At 70.4% G+C, this 17,006-nt stretch carries 16 protein-coding genes; 9 read left to right on the top strand and 7 right to left on the bottom strand.

All coding sequences use genetic code 11. From position 1 onward, the window contains the following. Positions 1 to 69: 69 nt before the first annotated feature. On the bottom strand, positions 70 to 2,478 hold the full coding sequence (locus tag ACGF8B_RS10790) for a glycoside hydrolase family 65 protein (RefSeq protein WP_392736796.1): 2,409 nt from the start codon (positions 2,476 to 2,478) through the stop codon (positions 70 to 72). Next, a complete protein-coding gene (locus tag ACGF8B_RS10795; RefSeq protein WP_392736798.1) occupies positions 2,475 to 2,744 on the bottom strand; it encodes a hypothetical protein in 270 nt (89 codons plus the stop codon). The genes ACGF8B_RS10790 and ACGF8B_RS10795 overlap by 4 nt, the downstream gene beginning before the upstream one ends. A gap of 136 nt (positions 2,745 to 2,880) precedes the next feature. Here ACGF8B_RS10795 and ACGF8B_RS10800 point away from each other — a divergent pair, with 136 nt between their 5' ends. From ACGF8B_RS10800 to ACGF8B_RS10810, 3 genes are all read left to right on the top strand, one after another. Next, a complete protein-coding gene (locus tag ACGF8B_RS10800) occupies positions 2,881 to 3,126 on the top strand; it encodes a hypothetical protein (RefSeq protein WP_392736800.1) in 246 nt (81 codons plus the stop codon). A 245-nt stretch (positions 3,127 to 3,371) separates the two neighbouring features. Next, entirely contained in the window at positions 3,372 to 6,062 is a 2,691-nt protein-coding gene (locus tag ACGF8B_RS10805) for a SpoIIE family protein phosphatase (protein ID WP_392736802.1), read from the top strand. 602 nt (positions 6,063 to 6,664) lie between these two features. Then, complete coding sequence (locus ACGF8B_RS10810; protein ID WP_392736804.1) at positions 6,665 to 7,375, top strand: response regulator; 711 nt, start codon at positions 6,665 to 6,667, stop codon at positions 7,373 to 7,375. Positions 7,376 to 7,429: 54 nt separating this feature from the next. On the opposite strand, the gene ACGF8B_RS10815 is transcribed toward ACGF8B_RS10810, so the two are convergent. Further along, positions 7,430 to 9,055: a GAF domain-containing protein gene (locus tag ACGF8B_RS10815; RefSeq protein ID WP_392737416.1), complete on the bottom strand. Its 1,626-nt coding sequence runs from the start codon at positions 9,053 to 9,055 to the stop codon at positions 7,430 to 7,432. Between the two features lie 172 nt (positions 9,056 to 9,227). After that, on the bottom strand, positions 9,228 to 9,491 hold the full coding sequence (locus ACGF8B_RS10820; RefSeq protein ID WP_392736806.1) for a hypothetical protein: 264 nt from the start codon (positions 9,489 to 9,491) through the stop codon (positions 9,228 to 9,230). A gap of 149 nt (positions 9,492 to 9,640) precedes the next feature. Here ACGF8B_RS10820 and ACGF8B_RS10825 point away from each other — a divergent pair, with 149 nt between their 5' ends. Next, entirely contained in the window at positions 9,641 to 10,288 is a 648-nt protein-coding gene (locus ACGF8B_RS10825) for a carbonic anhydrase (protein ID WP_392736807.1), read from the top strand. Between the two features lie 68 nt (positions 10,289 to 10,356). On the opposite strand, the gene ACGF8B_RS10830 is transcribed toward ACGF8B_RS10825, so the two are convergent. Genes ACGF8B_RS10830 through ACGF8B_RS10840 form a run of 3 tightly spaced genes read right to left on the bottom strand, consistent with a single transcriptional unit; the run spans position 10,357 to position 12,973 of the window. Then, complete coding sequence (locus tag ACGF8B_RS10830) at positions 10,357 to 11,178, bottom strand: polysaccharide deacetylase family protein (protein ID WP_392736809.1); 822 nt, start codon at positions 11,176 to 11,178, stop codon at positions 10,357 to 10,359. An 11-nt stretch (positions 11,179 to 11,189) separates the two neighbouring features. Next, on the bottom strand, positions 11,190 to 12,149 hold the full coding sequence (locus ACGF8B_RS10835) for a DMT family transporter (RefSeq protein WP_392736811.1): 960 nt from the start codon (positions 12,147 to 12,149) through the stop codon (positions 11,190 to 11,192). A gap of 8 nt (positions 12,150 to 12,157) precedes the next feature. Further along, positions 12,158 to 12,973 (bottom strand): SDR family NAD(P)-dependent oxidoreductase, encoded by an 816-nt coding sequence (locus tag ACGF8B_RS10840; RefSeq protein WP_392736813.1) that lies wholly within the window; start codon positions 12,971 to 12,973, stop codon positions 12,158 to 12,160. 406 nt (positions 12,974 to 13,379) lie between these two features. Here ACGF8B_RS10840 and ACGF8B_RS10845 point away from each other — a divergent pair, with 406 nt between their 5' ends. The 5 genes from ACGF8B_RS10845 to ACGF8B_RS10865 all read left to right on the top strand — a co-directional run bounded on the left by ACGF8B_RS10845 (position 13,380) and on the right by ACGF8B_RS10865 (position 16,935). Beyond that, positions 13,380 to 14,507 carry a galactosyldiacylglycerol synthase gene (locus ACGF8B_RS10845; protein WP_392736815.1) on the top strand — a complete coding sequence of 376 codons (1,128 nt, stop codon included), beginning with the start codon at positions 13,380 to 13,382 and terminating at the stop codon, positions 14,505 to 14,507. 518 nt (positions 14,508 to 15,025) lie between these two features. Next, the gene (locus tag ACGF8B_RS10850) at positions 15,026 to 15,406 is read left to right on the top strand and encodes a gas vesicle protein (protein ID WP_392737418.1); all 381 of its coding nucleotides are present in this window, start codon (positions 15,026 to 15,028) and stop codon (positions 15,404 to 15,406) included. Between the two features lie 86 nt (positions 15,407 to 15,492). Further along, positions 15,493 to 15,957 (top strand): gas vesicle structural protein GvpA, encoded by a 465-nt coding sequence (locus tag ACGF8B_RS10855; RefSeq protein ID WP_392736817.1) that lies wholly within the window; start codon positions 15,493 to 15,495, stop codon positions 15,955 to 15,957. A gap of 3 nt (positions 15,958 to 15,960) precedes the next feature. Continuing rightward, complete coding sequence (locus ACGF8B_RS10860) at positions 15,961 to 16,674, top strand: GvpL/GvpF family gas vesicle protein (RefSeq protein WP_392736819.1); 714 nt, start codon at positions 15,961 to 15,963, stop codon at positions 16,672 to 16,674. Positions 16,675 to 16,683: 9 nt separating this feature from the next. Next, positions 16,684 to 16,935, top strand: coding sequence for a gas vesicle protein GvpG (locus ACGF8B_RS10865; RefSeq protein WP_392736821.1), 252 nt, complete (start codon positions 16,684 to 16,686; stop codon positions 16,933 to 16,935). Positions 16,936 to 17,006 lie beyond the last annotated feature (71 nt).

The raw sequence follows: 17,006 nt of genomic DNA on the forward strand, positions 1-17,006 counted from the left end.
GGACGGTCACGCGTGGGCCGATGGACGGTCGAGCGATCCGGTCTCGCCCAGCGGACCGCGCTGGATCCGTCAGGAGTCGGCGCACGGCAGGCGGAACCAGTGCTGCTCCCCCGCGGCCACGGTCACCCGCCGTCCACCGGGCAGGCAGACGGTCAGGGGGGAAGCGAGCCGCGAGCCGGGCACGCGGATCGCCAGCCGGCCCGGCAGGAGCCGGACACGGATGCCTCTGTGCCCGCGGTAACAGAACGTGAATGTGCAGCGCGGCATCTCCCTGAGCGGAACGGGATCGATACGGAGCCCGTCCGGACCTGCCTCCAGCCCTGCGACGCCCCGTTCGACGAGATCGAGGGTGCCGGCCATGGCACCGAGGTGGATGCCTTCGCCGGTGGTGCCGCCCTGGATGTCCGCCACATCGCTGAGCAGGGCTTCCTCGAAGTACCGCCAGGCGTCCGGGCCTCTCTCCCGCGCGAGTACCCAGCCGTGCACCACGCTGCTGAGGGTCGAGCCGTGACTGGTGCGAGCCAGGTAGTAGCCGACCGTCGCGCGCCACGTCTCGTCGTCGAGCCGGTATCCGAGACGGTCGAACAGGGACCGCAGCTCGGCCGGGCGGAAGAGATAGCCGAGCATGAGTGTGTCGGCCTGCTTGGACGCCTGATAGCGATTGACCGTGTCCCCCTCGGACTCCAGTATCCGGTCGAGCCGGCGGATGTCGTGGTATCGGGAGCGGTAGGCGTCCCAGTCCAGTTCGGCCAGTTCGCCGTAGCCCTCGAACTGGCTGATCACACCGTCGTGGAACGGCACGTACAGCCGACGGGAGATGTCTTCCCAGCGGCTCAGCGTCGCGTCGTCCAGGCCGAGTCGCTCGGCCAGCTCCCGTCGACGGACCTCGGGGAGCCCGCCGAACACCTCTAGCGCGCGTGCGAGCACCCAGGCCGCGGTCACGTTGGTGTACGCGTTGTCGTCGATCCCGGGAGCGGCGGCCCCGGGATAGCGGTCGTGGTACTCGTCCGGGCCCACCACACCGCGGATGCGGTAGCGCTCACGACCGGCGTCGTACGTGGCCGCGGCACCCCAGTAGCCTGCGATGCCGAGCAACAGCTCGGCACCCGGCCCTTGGACGAATCCGGTGTCGCCGGTGCTCTGCCCGTACCGCCACACGTTCCGGGCGATGGCCGATCCGACGTGGCGCTGCAAGTGCGAGTGGTCGGGCAGCCAGCGGCCGGAGTGGGGGTTGAGATGCAGCGTCTGCGTCTCCTCGGCACCCGAACTGCCGCTCTGCCAGGGGAACATCGCTCCTCGCAGGCCCGCCCTGCGGGCCGCTTCGCGGGCCGCGGGAAGGCGACGGTGGCGGTACATGAGCAGGGCCCGCGCCACTTCCGGGAAGTGCAGGGTGAGACAGGGCAGTACGAACAGCTCGTCCCAGAAGACATGCCCCCGGTACGCCTCGCCGTGCAGTCCCCTGGCGGGCACTCCGACGTCCAGCTCGGCCGTATGCGGGGACAGTGTCTGCAGGACGTGGAAGAGATGCAGCCGCAGGATGCGCCCGGCTTCGCCGGGTACCCTCAACTCTCCCTGGCTCCACAGGCGTTCCCAGACCGCACGGTGGGAGGCCAGCAGCGCCTCGAACGACGCCGAGTACGACACGTGCTCGACGGCGAGCGGCAGGGGATCGCCCGAGGGGCGGTCCAGCGACGTGTACAGGGCGGCGCACTTCACCACCGCGGCCGTGTGCCCGCGGGAGACCGGCAGCCTGAAGCTCTGGACCGTTGCGGTCACGGTGCAGCTCGGTCCCACCGCCACGAGGGGCCGCGACGACGTGCGCACGGCGACGGCGATCCGTGTCCGGGACGAACGGGTGAGGCAGGACAACCAGGCCACGCCGTCCGCTCCGGCTCCGGCGTGGTGGCCGGTGAGATGGCGTCCGTCCAGCCCCCGGTATCTCTCGACGCCGCTGTTGGTGACGTCACCGTCGATGACGGACTCGACCTCGACGGCCCCGCTCCAGCCGTACGCGTGGAACGTGGTTCTCTGGGCGGCGAGATACGGGTCGCCCATGTGGACGAGTCTGGTGTGGGTGACACCGAGCCGGCTGCCTCGGCCGTCCTGGAAGAACAGCTGACGGGTGAGGACGCCGCCGCGCAGATCGAGTGACACCTTGTGGTGCCGCAGGCTCGGGTGATCGGTGGTGAGCCAGTCCCCCGCCGGTCCGTCGTCCGGCAGGCACCGGTAGCGCAGGCGCGTCCAGTCGGGCAGGTTGACCATGTCCTCGTTGCCGACCCGTTCTCCCGCGATCTCCGAGATGAGCCGGTCGTAGCACCCGGCCGCGTAGGTGCCGGGGCAGTGCACCGCGTCGGCGGGCGACTCGGGCGCGGCGCCCCTGGTGGCGAACCTGCCGTTGCCGAGGGTGCACAGGGCTTCGATCGTCCGCTCCGCCTCGGGGTCGTATCCGTTGAAGTCCCAGGCGCACGCGGTGCTCATGGCTGAGCCGGGGCGGTGATCGCGGTGTGCCGCGGTCCCTCCGGTGTCACCTGGAGCGCGCCGGTGTCCGCGGCACGGGAGAGCACGTCGTAGGCCTCCTCCGTCTGCCCGAGCCCGAAGCGGTGGGTGATCAGCGAGGACGAAGGCAGCCGACCGGCGGCCGGCATGCCCACGACGCGGATCACCGCGCCGGCCGCGTCCTTGACCGTCGGATCCGGGACGTCCTGCCACGCGATCCGTCCCGGGCGCCGGAGAACGAGTGACATCACGATGCCGCCCCTCTTCCTGTGTCTCCCGTGGGGTTCTCCCCCCAGGCTGGCCCTGCGCGGGTCCGCTCCGCATGGGCCGGTCGGTCCCTGCCGGGGCCTTTCGGACCCCTCCCGCCCCGGTTGCAGGGATGTGATGGTGAAGACGCCGCACCCACCGAAGAGGGGGCGGCGATGTCCGAGGCGGAAGTACACCTGGCCGGGCCCAGCGCTCAGCACGCCGGGCGACCGCCCCGCGGACTGGCTGATCGCCGGTCCGGCCCTGGAGCGCGTTCTGCTCACCGCCACGCTCCACCAGGAGTCCACGTCGTTCGCCACCCAGCCCCTGGAATGGCCGGACCTGCGCTGGATCCCGCGCGACCCGGTTGCCCGGTCGTGGTGATCCCGGCGGCCGCACCGAACGGCCGGCCGGAGCCGGGCCGCGTCGTCGTCGGAATGGGCGACGCCCCAGGAACCTCGGCAGCCGCCCGTTTCGTACTCGCGCCGATCCGGTTCCTCTGCTGCCGGGTTGTCGTCGGGCCGACGCGCGGTACCGCCCCCGAGCGAGCCCTGACCGCACGCACCTTCGACCTCGCGGTGTTACAAAGGGCACTGGTTAGTCGTTTCGGCCGATTCCGGAGCGCAGAGATGCGGTCACTCATGGGCAAGCACCCCCGGAGCCTCGCAGGCCAGGTCTTCGCCCTGCAGGTGGTCGTGGTCGTGCTCCTCGTGGCCGCTTCGGTACTGGCGCTCGTGGTGCAGGCCAAGCACGACAGCACTACGGAGGCGAGAAACCGCTCCGTCGCCGTCGCGCAGACATTCGCTCATTCACCGGGTCTCCTGACCGCGCTGAAGTCTCCCGATCCCTCCAGAGTGCTCCAGCCGCTCACCGAGGCGGGGCGGAAGGCGGCGGGCGTCGACTTCATCGTGGTGATGGACACGAACGGGGTCCGCTACACACACCCCCGGTCGGAGCTGATCGGGAAGAAGGCCGTCGCCACCCTTGCGCCGGCACTGGCCGGACACGTGTACACCGAGAGGGTCAACGGTCCGCTCGGCCGCGAGGTGCAGGTGATCGTCCCCGTCCACGATCACGCGCGAGTCGTCGCCCTGGTGACTGCCGGCATGAAGGCCGAGAGCGTGACCGGCGTGGTGGCACGGCAGATTCCGATCATCCTCGGCACGGGAGCGGTTGCGCTCGGGGTGGCCACGAGCGGGACGGCCCTGGTGACCAGGCGGCTGCGGCGGCAGACCCACCGGCTGGGCCCCGTCGAGATGAATCGCATGTACGAACATCACGACGCGGTGCTGCACGCCGTGCGCGAAGGCGTGCTCATCGTCAGCAAGGACGGTCGGCTGCTGCTGGCCAACGACGAGGCCAGACGGCTGCTGGACCTGCCGCTCGACGCCGAGGGGCGACGCGTCCCGGACCTGTCCAGCCTTGATCCCGGCATGGTGGAGCTGCTGAGCTCGGGGCGGACGGCGACGGACGAAGTGCACCTCGTGGGGAGCCGGCTGCTCGCGGTGAACCAGCGGCCCACCGACCGGCACGGTGGCCCGCAGGGGACGGTCACGACCTTGCGTGACTCCACAGAGCTGCGAGTGCTGTCCGGCAGGGCGGAGAACGCCCGCGAGCGGCTGCGCCTGCTGTACGACGCGGGTCTCGGGATCGGGACCACCCTCGATGTGGTGCGCACGGCCGCGGAACTGACCGAGGTCGCGGTCCCCCGGCTCGCCGACTTCGCCACCGTCGATCTGGCCGAACCGGTCCTCCACGGGGACGAGCCGACCAGCACGGACGCGGACATGCGCCGCACCGCGGTACACGGCATCCGTGACGACCATCCCCTGTACCAACTCGGTCAGCTGATCGACTTTCTCCCCTCCACGCCGCAGGCACGGGCCTTCGCCACCGGCCGGCCGGAGCTGGTGCCGGACCTGTCCGCCGCACCCGGCTGGCTCGCCCAGGACCCGGAACTGACGCGGACGATCATCGACTACGGCATCCATACGCTCATGACGGTGCCTCTCCAGGCCCGGGGCGTCATCCTGGGCATGGCCAACTTCTGGCGCTCCGAGAAGCCCCAGCCGTTCGAGGAGGACGACCTGTCCCTGGCCGAGGAACTGGTCGCACGGGCAGCCGTCAGCATCGACAACGCCCGCCGCTACACCCGTGAGCACGCCATGGCCGTGACTCTGCAACGCAGCCTGCTCCCGCGGGCCCTGCCCGAACAGAGCGCACTCGACGTCGCCCATCGCTACCTGCCCGCGCTCTCCGGCGTGAGCGGCGACTGGTTCGACGTGATCCCGCTCCCGGGCAGCCGGGTGGCGCTGGTCGTCGGGGATGTCGTCGGCCACGGCCTGCACGCGGCCGCGACGATGGGACGGCTGCGTACAGCCGTGCACAACTTCTCCACACTCGACCTGCCGCCCGACGAGATCCTCCGCCACCTCGACGACCTGGTCGGGCGCATCGACCAGGAGGAGGCGGAAACCACCGCCGACGCGGGGATCACAGGAGCCACCTGCCTGTACGCGATCTACGATCCCGTCTCCCACCACTGTGCCATGGCCCGTGCCGGGCATCTCCCGCCCGCACTGGTCCGGCCCGACGGCAGTGTGTCGTTCCCCGACCTGCCGGCCGGCCCACCCCTGGGCCTGGGCTCCGTACCGTTCGAGACGGCCGAACTGGAGGTGGCGGAGGGGACGCAGTTCGTCCTGTACACCGATGGGCTCATCGAGGACCGCACCCGGGACATCGACGTGGGGATCGAGCTGCTGCGTCAGGCCCTGGCGGGCCATCCCGACCGGTCGCCGGAGGAGAGCTGCCAGGCAGTCCTCGACGCGCTCCTGCCAGACCGGCCGAAGGACGATGTGGCCCTGCTCATCGCCCGGACGCGGGCGATCCCGCCCGACCATGTAGCCGGCTGGAACGTGCCGTTCGATCCTGCCGCTGTGGCGGGAATGCGTGCTGCCGCGGCAGAGCAGGCCGACGACTGGGGCCTGTCCGAGCTTGCGTTCGCCACGGAACTGCTGCTCAGCGAGTTGATCACCAACGCCATCCGCTACGGCTCCGCGCCGGTCACCGTTCGACTGCTGTACGACCGCACCCTGACCTGCGAGGTGGCCGACAGCAGCAACACCTCACCCCATCTGCGTGATGCCGCCGCGATGGACGAAGGGGGCCGCGGTCTGTTCCTCGTGGCACAGCTGGCCGAGCGCTGGGGCACCCGTTACACCCCGCAGGGAAAGGTCATCTGGGCGGAGATGTCGCTGCCCCGGCCCGACGGGAGCCCGGAGGGCACAGCGTGGTCGGACATACTCGACGCGGAACTGTGACCGCTGGACCGGAAGGTTCGCCGAAAGGAGCGATTCCCCAACCCGTCCATGTCACGCCTGAGCGGGTGCTGTCCATGGCCTCTCCCCGAAGGGGCGTGCTCCGGTCCGCCGGCGATTTCGGAACTGCTCGGAAGGTTCGGCTTCCACCTCGTCCCCTTCCTCTTCCTCGACCGTCGAGCTCTCGGCGTCGGAGTGGACGACGAGGAGTATTCAGTGGATGACGACCGGTCGCGCCGGTCGGCCGAGCGTCCCTCCATAGGCACGCATATCGTTCGGAACAGAAGCACGCATGTCCCGCGGAACAGCAGCACGCATGTCCCGCGGAACGGGCGGGCGGCGCACGCCGTCGGTCGGAAACGGAGGCCCGATGAGTTGCCGGGCCGGGCGGTGCACGGGTTCGTCTCCGAGACGGTGGCGCGGCGCCTGTACGGAACGCGGAAAGGCTGCCGCGGTTGTACGGCTCCCGGGCTGCCCCCCCCCTGAGGCCCGACCGGACCGGCGAACGGGACCGTTCGCCCCTGGCACGGTCCGCCTGTACGGACGGACGATGACGAGGATGACGAGACGGGACTGCGCACCCCCTGGAGCCGAGGAGGACCACCATGAGCGACAACACGGGGTTCTCGGCGCAGAAGCCGATCCGCGTGTTCCTGCTGGACGACCACGAGGTGGTCAGGCGCGGTGTGCAGGATCTGCTCGACGCGGAACCCGACATCGAAGTCGTCGGCGACGCCGGCACAGCCGATCACGCGTTGGCACGCGGCCCGGCGCTCCGCCCCGACGTCGCGATTCTCGATGTGCGGCTGCCGGACGGCGACGGGATCACGGTCTGCCGTGAGCTGCGCTCGCGGCTGCCGGAGCTGGCCTGCCTGATGCTCACCTCGTTCGACGACGACGAAGCACTGCTCGACGCCATCATGGCCGGCGCGGCCGGCTACGTACTGAAGGAGATCAAGGGCTCGGACCTCGTCACCGCCGTCCGCACACTGGCTTCCGGGCGCTCGACCCTCGACCCGTCCACGACGGCACGGCTGATGAACAGCCTCCGCGAGGAGGAGCCCGGTTCCGGCTCCGAGGAGGACGACGCGCTGGCGGGACTGTCCCCGCGGGAGAAGGACGTCCTCGCACTGATCGGTGAAGGGCTGACCAACAGCCAGATCGGCAAGCGCCTCTATCTGTCGGAGAAGACGGTCAAGAATCACATCTCCCGCCTGCTGGCGAAGCTCGGTGTCGAGCGCCGCATCCAGGCGGCAGTGATCGCCGCACATGCCACAGAGGCCACCCCGCCCAGTGCCGGGCACCATCAGAACTGACCGTACGGCTTGGCGGCGCAGCCGCGCGGCATCACGCGAAGCACCCGCGCGGCATCAGGAGAGCCGCAGCGGCACTCGCCAGCTGAGCCGGGTGCCGCCCTGTGCGGATTCGCCCACGCTCATCTCCCCGCCGAGTTTCTCGGCGCGCCGTACGAGGTTGTCGAGCCCGCTGCGGGAACCGCTGTGTCCGGACATGCCCACACCGTTGTCGGACACCGTCAGGTTCACCTGGTCCTTTCCCACCACCAGCGAGATGTCCGCCGCCGTCGCCCGTGCGTGGCGGGCGACGTTGCTCAGCGCCTCGCCGAGCACCGCGATCACCTGCTCGGCGGTCTCCGCGGGCACATCCGTGTCGATCAGCCCTCCCATGCGCAGCGACGGCTGGAAGCCCAGGGTCCGGGCGGCCTGCTCGACCGTGGCCGCCGTCCGGGCACGGAGCCCCTGGCCGGCCCGGCCCGTGTCACCGGTGCGGAGCGCGAAGATGGTGGAACGGATGATCTTGATGGTCTCGTCCAGATCGTCCACCGCGCGCAACAGCCGTTCGCTCGCCTGTGGCTGTTCCACGAGCCGCACCACGCTCTGCAGGGTCATTCCGGTGGCGAACAGCCGTTGAATGGCCAGGTCGTGCAGGTCTCTGGCGATGCGGTCGCGTTCCTCAAGCAGTGCGATCTGCTCGGCGGACTCACGCCGCGCGGTGAGCTCCATCGCCAGTGCCGCCTGTCCGGCGAACACCAGCAGGGGCTCGGTCTCCGCACCGGTGAAGGCGGGACGGTCCCGTACCCGGGCCAGCAGCAGCACCCCACGGGTCCGCTCCCCCGTGACCATCGGAACCGCGACAGCGGGGCCGAGCCCCGTCCATCGCGGCGGGCCCTCGAAGAACCTCGGCTCATGTACGACATCGAGGCTGGTGATCGCATCGCCCGCGTCCATGGCGGCGCCGAGGAACGATCCCGCCCGCGGCAGGACCAGACCGCGGTGTGTCTCGGCGTCCTGCCCGGACGCCTGTGCCACGCGGAGGCATTTCCCTTTCGCGGGCAGTGCCAGCACTCCGAGATCCGCGGCGAGGATGCGCGAGGAGTGATCCACGATCATCTGCAGGACGTGTGCCTCGTCGGCTCCGCCGAGCAGAGCCGAGACGATCTCGCTGTTGGCTTCCTGCCAGCGCTGGCGGTCGCGCGTCTCCGCGTACAGACGGGCGTTCTCGATGGCTACTCCCGCCGCCACCGCGAGCGTCGACAGCACGGTTTCGTCCTCGGCGTCGAATGCCCGTCCGCCCCGCTTCTCGGTCAGGTACAGGTTGCCGAACACCTCGTCGCGAACCCGGACGGGAGCACCCAGGAAAGAGTGCATCGGGGGGTGGTTCGGCGGAAACCCGTAGGACGACGGATGCTCGGAGAGTTCCACCAGCCGCAACGGCTCGGGGTGACGGATCAGCTCGCCGAGGATGCCGTGCCCCTCGGGCAGGGGGCCGATGGCCTCACGCTGCTCCGCCGTGACGCCCACCGGCAGGAACTGTGTGAGCCGGGTTCCCTCACCGACCACTCCCAGGGCCCCGTACTCGGCATCGACCACGACGACCGCGGCCTCGACGATCCGACGCAGCACCTGGGGCAGATCAAGGCCCCTGCCCACCGACATGACGGCATCCAGCAGCAGGGCCGCCTCGGCCGGACCCCGCATCACGGCGTCCAGCCTCTCCTGGAGATCATCCGGCAGTGTGCCCAGACGGCGATGCGCCTCTCCGCAGTGGCCGGATCCGTTGTCGACATTGCCGACGTCGTCGTTGCCGCCCACCGTGCCTCCCGTCGTGACCCATGTGGCGCGCCAAGTCGCACCTCTCACGGTAATAGCCTCACCGCGAGAAGCATCCGGTGGGCGGCAACCGGCTCGGACAAGCGGCACGGATGTCGCCCCGGACCCCGCCCGGCCGGCCGCGGTCGACGCGCTGCCGGACGGCGCCGCGGCAGCCGTGGACGCCGGCCCTCGCGACGAGGGCGGCACCGGACGCCTGCGTGCCGTGCGTGTGCGCGCAGCCGTGGAGGACGCCGCCGCGGATGTGCTGGTCCGGGTCGGCCGAGCACTCGGCGCCGCCCCACTGGGCCACGATGCCGTTCACGCGCGGGCCGTCGCGCGCTGAGGTGCTGTGGCGAGAGCGTCCTCGCCCTGCGCCCGGGGTATCGCCGGGGCCGGCAGCGCCACCCGGCCCGGCGCCTTCCGGCGAGACCGGTCACAGCGGCGGCCGGTGCCGCCTCGTAGGCTGCAACCATGACTGAGACCCAGACCCCGGCCCCGACGCCCCGCGACGCCTTTGACCTGCTGCTGGCTGGTAACCAGCGCTTCGTCTCCGGCACCTCCGAGCACCCGAACCAGGATGCCACCCGCCGCACCGAGATCGCCCCCTCCCAGCAGCCCTTCGCCGTGCTGTTCGGATGCTCCGACTCCCGGCTGGCCGCCGAGATCATCTTCGACCGCGGTCTGGGCGACCTGTTCGTGGTCCGCACCGCCGGGCACGTCGCCGGTACGGAAGTGCTCGGAAGCATCGAGTTCGGCGTGAGCGTCCTCAACGCGCCCCTGGTCGTCGTCCTCGGCCACGACTCGTGTGGCGCCGTCGCCGCAGCCTGCTCCGCCCTGGAAGACGGACAGACGCCGGGCGGCTTCGTCCGTGATGTCGTCGAACGAGTGACCCCGAGCGTGTTGGCAGCCCGCGCCGCAGGACGCGAAACGGCCGAGGAGATCCTGGCCGAGCACATCGAGAACACGGTGGACCTGCTGCTCGAACGCTCCCGCGCCCTGGCCGAGCGGGTCGCCGCCGGCCGCCTCGGCGTGGTCGGGCTGTCCTACCGGCTGGCCGACGGCAGTGCACAGCTCGTTGCCGCACGCGGCCTCGACACGGCGGTCCCCGCCGCGTCCTGACCGTCCCGGTCGCGGCCCGTTCACCATGGGGACCGTGGCCCGCAGCCCGGCAAGCCGGTTGGCGATCGTCAGCCCGGCCCGTCTTCCAGCGGCAGGGACGCGGTGCGTTGTTCCTCCCGCGGTGGAGTGTCCCCGTCGGGGTCGCGTGCAGGGCCGGCCCGGCGCGGGGGCGGGAGGCCGTGGTCGACGAGTGGGCCGACGGTCAGCCCCTCGGCCCGGAGGCCGCTGATCATGTCCGGCAGCATCGCCAGTGCGGACCGCCATCGGCCGGATCCCGACAGGTCGGCGTCGTGGAGAAGGACCGTGCCGCCGCCCCGGAGTCCGCCGCGCACGGTCGCCAGGACTTCCCCGGGGGTCGCGCCCTCGGTCCAGTCCCGGCCCCAGGCCGACCACAGCACCGGTCTCAGGCCCGCGTGCAGGGCCGCGGTCCAGCGGCCACCGGTCAGGATTCCGTACGGGGGCCGGTACCACAACGGCCGGATGCCAGAGATCCTCTGTACCGCCTCGGCGGCGCGCGAGACCTCGCGCGTGTCGCGCACAACGGTGGGAAGCCATGGGCGGCTGTGGGTCCACCCGTGAACGGCGAGTTCGTGTCCGCGGCCGACGATGTCGCGGCCGAGCTCCGGATGGCGCAGAAGGCTTTCCCCGAGCACGAAGAACGTGGCGCGTGCGGACAACTGGTCCAACATGCGGAGGAAGTGCGGGGTGGAGCGGGGATCCGGGCCGTCGTCGAAGGTCAGGGCGATGTGGCGGGGGTGTCCGAGGCCGGCCAGGGAGGGGAAGCATCTGCGCCGCAGACCAGGCAGCCAGGTGCCGGCGGGGGCGACATGCGCGGTCAGCGCCAGCGCTGAAGCGGTGAGCGGGACACGCAACGCAGGGGGGAGTCTCATGGGCCGGCTGTTCATCGGGATTCCGTGCCTCCGTCGTTGTCGGCCGTCCGTTGCGGTCGTGTCCGGGCCGTCGGGTTGTCGTTCCCTCTCGTCGAGTCCCAGTGGCCCGCCACCGCCGGGGAGAGCGACAGCCCCACCGTTCCGGCGGCCATCAGGCAGGCACCGAGCGTGGCCGGCAGCAGACGAACGCCCAGCGCGATCCGTTCGTCGAACAGTGTCTTCCCGAGCAACACACCCACCAGCGCATCCCCCAGGGTGAGCGCCGGCTGGGAGGCGGCGAGTGTCCCGGCACGCAGCGTGCTCTGGAGCAGCAGCAGACTCAGCAGACCGACACCGCACATCGCGTACAGGTACGCCGTGGCGAAGACCGCGGCCACACCCTCCGGGATCCGGCCCGTGACCTCCTTGATCAGAGCAGCCGTGCATGCGAAGGAGACTGCGGTGGCACAGCCCAGCACCGCGGCGCGGGCGGCGCCGTCGAGGGTCCGCGCGAGCAGGGTCAGCGCGGTCACGGCCGTCGCGGCAAGGATGCCTACAGCCGGCCACGTGCCGGCCTGTCCCGTTGCCTGACCCGCCGAGGGGCCGGCGGCGACCAGGAAGAGTCCCAGCCCCATGGCAAGCATCAGGAACGACGTCCATGTCCTGCCGTCCGGACGGTGATGGAAGACCGCGGTGCCGAGCAACAGTGTGAAGAGGAGTTCGCTCGCCATCAGCGGCTGGACCACCGACAGGCTGCCGACCGCCAGCGCGCCCGTCTGAAAGGCGGCGGACAGCCCGAGCGCCGCCGCACCGGCCAGCCAGACAGGGCGGCGTACCAGTTGTGCCAGTCGGCGTGTCGCCTGCCGCGCGTCCGGTCTGCTGCCCGCTCCTTCGAACTCCACCTGCTCCATGGCGGCCCGCCGTTGCAGCACGGATGCGGCGCCGTTGGCGAGAGCTGCCGACAGCGCCAGCGTCACGGCGAGAACGTTCATGTCGCTGTTCAGCCGAAGCGGGTGGCGAGCCGGTGATAGAGCCCGGGGGCGACGGAGCGCACGCATCCCGGCAGACGCAGCCAGCCGGGGACGAACACCTCGTCGCGGCCCGCCACGACGGCGTCCCAGACCGCGTCCGCGACGCGTTCCGGCAGCATGGGCCGGGGCCACGACCGGGTGTAGGGCACCCCTCGGCGTTCGAAGAACGGAGTGTCCACCACTGCGGGGACCAGATGGGTGATGCGTACTCCGGTTCCCCTCAGTTCGTAGCGCAGGGCATCGGCGAAGGTGGCGATGGCCGCCTTCGCCGCCGAGTACACCGCCTCACCGCGCACCCCTGCGGATCCCGCCACCGATCCGATCAGCACGATGTGCCCGCGCCCCGCCGCCAGCATGTGCGGCAGCAGGAGTCGTACCAAATGGACGACGGAGACCAGATCCACGGTGAGGACCCGGTCGGCGGCGGCAGCCGGCATGGAACGGAAGGAGCCGGCCCATCCGACGCCCGCCGCCGCCACGAGCAGGTCGACCCGGCCGGCGTGGTCGAGGGATTCCTCGACCAGTCGCTCCGTACTGCCGGCCGACATCAGGTCCGCGTAGAGAGCCGTCGAGCACGTCGTCGTCGCCACGTCGTCCAGCCGCTCGCGGTCGCGACCGGCGACCAGGAGCCGCCAGCCGCCTTCGGCCGCGATCCGGCGTGCGACCGCGGCGCCGATACCCGAGGAGGCCCCTGTCACCAGCGCCACACCCGCCCGGACGCCCCTGCCGTCCGACGCATCACCGCCGGGCACGCCGCGATGAGCGATCCCAGGAGCACGTGACATGGCCTCTCCCCTGTCTCAAGCACGGTACGGCTGCCTCAAGCACGGAACGACGCGGTGTCCCGGCCCCTCACCCGTTCAGAAGGGCGGGGCCTCGCGCCGCCGCGTCGGGTTAGGAGTAGCCCGGACGGGCGTCGGTAAACCGCCGGGGCCCATGCCTCACTGCACCGCACCGCTCGCACCCACAGAATGGAAGAGCCGGATTCCGTGTTGCTTCCGGTAACTGCTCCGAATGCTCGGACGAGGTGGTCATGTACCTGCTGGTCACGCGGCTGAGCCTCCGGCCGCGCATCGGATCCCCGGACAGTCGGGGGGTGGTTCCGCTACGACGGGTGAAGGAGCCTTCGGCGCTGCCGGCTCCGGACGGCGACCAGGGACCCAGGCCCGGGGGGCCGGTAGCCGCCCCCTCATGTACGAGGGCCAGGACGAGGGGGCACGCGAGATGAACATGGCGCCCGGACGCTTCCTCATCCTGAGCGCGGGCATGGGTTCCGGCCACCACGCGGTGGCCACCGAACTGGCCCGTCGGCTGGAGGCCGGCGGAGGGCTGACGACGACGGTCGATGTCCTTGACCTGCTGCCCACCGGTGTCGGCAGCGGACTGCGCGCCTTCTACCGGTCGGTCATCTGCCGCGCGCCCCTGGTCTATGCCGGTCTGTACGCGGCGTTCTTCCGCGCCGGGGCCGGCCCCCGCCCCGGGAGCGCCCCCCTGGCCGCCCTCGCGGAGCGAAGACTGCTGATGCTCGTCGCACGACAACGGCCGGACGTGGTTGTCCCCGTCTTCCATCTTGCCGCTCAGCTCACCGGCAGGCTCCGCTCGCGCGGCGCGCTTCAGGTCCCGAGCGCTGTCGTCATCACCGATTTCGCGGTTCACCGCCAATGGATGCATCCGGGCAACGACCTCCATCTGTGTCTCACACCCGACGTTGCGCATCAGGTACGGCGAGCGGTACGGCGACCGGCCGTCGCCTCCGGCGCTCTGGTGGCCACCCGGTTCCACGCCCCGGCTCCGACGGCGGCGGACTGGCAGCGGCGGTTCGACTCGCCGGACCGTCCGCCGGTGCTGATCTCGACGGGGGCCTGGGGCGCCGGTGCCCACCTGGGGCAGACCACACGGTGGGTGGCTTCGGCGGGTTACAGACCAGTCGTGCTCTGCGGTACGAACACGCGCCTGCGCCGGGACCTGTCCGGCATCGCCCATGCCGATGCCAGAGGCTGGGTCGACGACATGCCGGGACTTATGGCGGCCTCCCGCGCACTCATCGACAACGCGGCAGGACAAACGGCACTCGAAGCGATGGCCGTCGGATTGCCGGTTGTCAGCTATCGGCCCATTCCGGGGCACGGCAGGGAGGGCGCCCGACGGATGGCCGAGCACGGCGTCACCGAATACGCACCGGACCCGTGGGCCCTGATCCGGGCCCTGGACCAACTGACCGCCTCGGGCCCGGCGCGCGAGCGCCGCATCACCACGGCCCGCAGCCTGTTCTCCGGCGCCGGCGTGCGTCCTCTCGAAGCCCTGCTCCGACAGGGCTGAACGGCCACCACTGCTACGAACGCCAACCGGGCGGTCGCCTGCGCGGTCTCACCCCGGTGCCGTGCCACGGCCACCTGATCCTCGTCGACGCCCGCTGGACGCCTGGACGGCGACCACTTGATTTCCCCTGGTCCCGCCCTCTCCCCCGCTGCCGATACTCGGCACATACTCAGGCCATTTGACGGGGCGCCGGGTGGGCTCCTCATGGGGCAACCGCGTGTCCTGGACACGCATTCGGTCACCGCGTCACGAGGACTCCCGGTGGATCGAGCAGTTCCCGTTGCGTCTGTGCCCCGGTCCCCCGCTCCAGCACGCGCATGAGCACCGAAATGAATTTCGCCGCTGTCGTCGGAGTTTCTTTGGTAGCACGCCTTCGGCATCACTCCGTGTCCGGTCGCATTTCGTACGCACCGGCCCCCCGGAACCGTGAATGGTCGGCGCATTCCGACTACCATGGGATGGCGTCTTTTGAACAGGGCGCGGGCAGCATGTCGTCTCCGAAAGCCCGGAGAGGGAACATGGCCGTAGGCAAAGAAGGCGAGACAGAGAGTGTCCGGCGTCCGTCCAGCAGGAAGACCGCCGGGAAGGGAAACACGGGTCGGGCCGAAGACCGTACGAGCGCCACGAAGCGCGCGCCCCGCCGGGTTTCGGCACCGAAGGCCATGCGGTACGCGGCTGAGCAGCTCCAGGAGCTTCTCGGACGGGCTCCCGAATCCGTCTCGGCGCTGAAACCGACCGAAGACGGCTGGCAGGCGGACGTAGAAGTCCTGGAGCTGGAACGCGTTCCCGGCACGACAAGCGTGATGGCCAGTTACCGCGTGTTGCTGGAAAAGGGCGGCGAACTGGTGTCGTACGAACGCACACGGCGCTACACCCGGGGGCAGATCGACCGGGGCTGAGGCTCCGTGTCACGCCACCCACGCGCCGCCGCCGCTCGGACGTGAAGGCCGCGCCAAATCGGAGTGAGCCGTTGAAAGGGGGCACCATGACTGTGGTGCCGCAAGCCGGAGGAGCCGTTGCCAGGGGCGGTGGAGGAGGTTCCGCCAATCTCTACGACATCCTCGATCTGATTCTGGACCGTGGCCTGGTCATCGATGTCTTTGTGCGTGTCTCGCTGGTCGGCATCGAGATCCTCAAGATCGATGCCCGCATAGTCGTGGCGAGCGTGGACACTTACCTGCGCTTCGCGGAGGCGTGCAACCGCCTCGACCTGGAAGAGGGCCGCAAGGCCCCGTCCCAGCTGACCGACCTGGTCGGCGAGGTCACCGAAGGCGGAGCACAGGGAAAGACCAAGGGGGCCCTGAGCGGGGCCGCCGAGGTGCTGACCGATGCCCTCAAGGGGGGCGACGACGACGAGGAGACCGAACGTTCCGAAAAGAAGCGCAAGGAGCCCGAGGAGAGGCGGGAGCGGCCGCGGCGTCGGCCCGCCGCCCGGCGCCGCGAGGAGTGAGCCATGGCCGTGTACATCTACTCGATCGTCCTGACCTCCCATCCCCAGCGCTTGGACGGCCTCGACGGGGTGGGGGATCCGCCCGCAGCACTGCGAACGGTGCATACCGGGAAACTGTCCGCTGTCGTCAGCGACGCGCCCGAGGAACTGCGGCCCAAGCGTCGGGATCTCGGCGCGCACCAGGCTGTCCAGGAAAGACTGATGACCGACGGTACGGTTCTGCCGCTGCAGTTCGGCTTCACGGCCCCGGACGACGATGCGGTGCGAGCGGTTCTGGAGGACCGCGCGGATGAGTTCGGCGAACGTCTGCGAGCGTTGGACGACTGCGTCGAGTACCACCTGAAGGCCGCCCAGGACGAGAACGCCCTGCTGCGCCAGATACTTCAGGAGTCCGATGAGGCCCGAGAGCTCAACGAGGCGATCAGGAGTGGTGACAGCAGTCCGGAACTACCCCTTGCCCTCGGTGAATTGGTCTCTCAGGAAGTGCAGGCCCGACAGGACCATCTCGCGGCCGGGGTTCTCGACGCGCTGCGCGGATTCGCGCGGGAGGAACGCTCGTCGCAGGCTACCGGGAACGGTTTCCTGAACGTTTCCTTCCTCGTGGCACGGGACGACGAGCAGGGCTTTCTCAGCGAGGAGCGGGGTCTTGCCAAGGAACTGGGCGAGGACTTCGACCTGCGGCTCCTCGGTCCACTGCCCGCCTACAGCTTCGTCTAGGGAGCCTTCATGGGACTGCTGACTCAGCTCGCGACCCTTCCACTGGCTCCGGTGCGAGGCGTGGCCTGGGTCATGGAGCGCGTGGTCGAGGCCGCGGAGAACGAGTACTACGATCCAGCACCCGTCGAACAGGAACTCGCCCGACTGGAACGGCAGCTCTTGGCCGGGGAGATCGACGAGGAGACATTCGACCGTCGCGAGGACGAGCTGCTGGACCGGCTGGACGAGATCAGGGGGCATTTCCGGGGCACCTCCGCCTGATCGCCCGCGATCCACGGAACGAATGAGAACGGCCGGCGGCGCTGTTGATGCGACGTCATACCAGGGAATCG

Source organism: Streptomyces sp. NPDC047917 (assembly GCF_043204345.1).
GTDB classification, from domain to species: domain Bacteria; phylum Actinomycetota; class Actinomycetes; order Streptomycetales; family Streptomycetaceae; genus Streptomyces; species Streptomyces sanglieri.